General features: G+C 52.8%; 1 protein-coding gene. It reads left to right on the top strand.

Annotated features, from left to right (window positions below; all coding sequences use genetic code 11):
• Positions 1-328: MlaC/ttg2D family ABC transporter substrate-binding protein (locus B2067_RS08325; protein ID WP_301388104.1), on the top strand; the 328-nt coding region annotated here is incomplete at its 5' end.
• Positions 329-369: the final 41 nt, after the last annotated feature.

The raw sequence follows: 369 nt of genomic DNA, 5'->3' as shown, positions 1-369 counted from the left end.
TGGCGGTGCTTTCAAGGCATTCAGCGGCGAGACTCTGGAGTTCTCAGATACCCGCTACAGCCCGGACGGTGGCCGCGCTATCGTGAAGGGCCAGTTCACCCAGACCAATGGCAACAAAGTCCCAGTAGATTTCCGTTTGTATGAAAACAAAGAGTCTGGCGACTGGCTGGTATACGACGCCGTAATTTCAGGCCTGAGCATGGTGAAAACCTATCGCACGCAGCTCTCTGATCGCTTACAGAACATCAGTATCGGCGAACTTATTACAGAGCTGGAAAGCGAACCCGTCAAACCATACGACCCTGAAGAGCTTCAGGCAGGCTCTTAAGCCTCAGATTCTGTCGAAAAAGCCGCTGACCAGCGGCTTTT

It is taken from the genome of Thalassolituus sp. UBA2590, from assembly GCF_002339775.1.
Taxonomy (GTDB): Bacteria; Pseudomonadota; Gammaproteobacteria; order Pseudomonadales; family Oceanobacteraceae; genus Thalassolituus.
The sequence above is the reverse complement of the archived record's forward strand: the minus strand, read 5'-3'. Positions and strand labels throughout refer to the sequence as shown.